Raw genomic sequence first — 692 nt, forward strand, 5'->3', positions numbered from 1 at the left:
GCAGCAGCCAAGCGAGGCCAGGGCGGTTTTACCCTGATCGAACTGCTGATCGTGGTAGCGATTATCGGGATTTTGGCGGCGATTGCGATTCCGCAGTATCAGAACTATTTAGATCGTGCTGCTATAAGCGCTTGTGCGCAGGAAATGTCTGCTGCTAGGACACCAATTTTGGCGCAAGCACAAACGTCAACTACCAGCCTTTCAGATCTAGTTAGTGGTTATGCTGGCTGGAATGCCTGTTCTTCTGTAAGCTTGAGTGATACAACAATGACTGGCACGCCGGATAGAGCGGGTATAGCTGAAACAGATAGGCCAACAGTCGAATTTGGAGCCATGGTTGACGCTGACGATCTCTTTGATTGATTCACGAACAAAGTGCCTGCCTAGTGGTGGGCATTTTTTATAAAATAAAATTAAGACTATTTATGTTCTTAAGTGACATAAGTTTATGCTGATTTCGGCTTGGTGTTAAGATTGCTTGTTTATAGTCAATTGTCATCATTATTTTAATGATAAGGCTGCCTCTGAGTGTAATTTTTAGTCAAAGCTATGATGCATGCTGGAGGTGGCGAGTGAGGTCGCAACGACAGCAGGGTGCCGCACTGGTTTTGGTACTGGCACTGCTTAGCGGCTCGCTGATGCTGGGCCTTTCCGGCATGAGCGGCAGCTTGGTCAACGAAAGGCTGGCCGGG

Annotated in this window: 1 protein-coding gene; it reads left to right on the forward strand. The window is 47.7% G+C overall.

The features are described 5' to 3' along the window. Positions 1 to 363, forward strand: a 363-nt coding sequence (locus QPM17_RS23685) for a pilin (RefSeq protein ID WP_285394199.1), incomplete at its 5' end; no start/stop codon positions are given. Positions 364 to 692: the final 329 nt, after the last annotated feature.

Origin of the sequence: Marinobacter azerbaijanicus (assembly GCF_030250645.1) — a bacterium.
In the GTDB taxonomy this organism is placed as follows: Bacteria; Pseudomonadota; Gammaproteobacteria; order Pseudomonadales; family Oleiphilaceae; genus Marinobacter; species Marinobacter azerbaijanicus.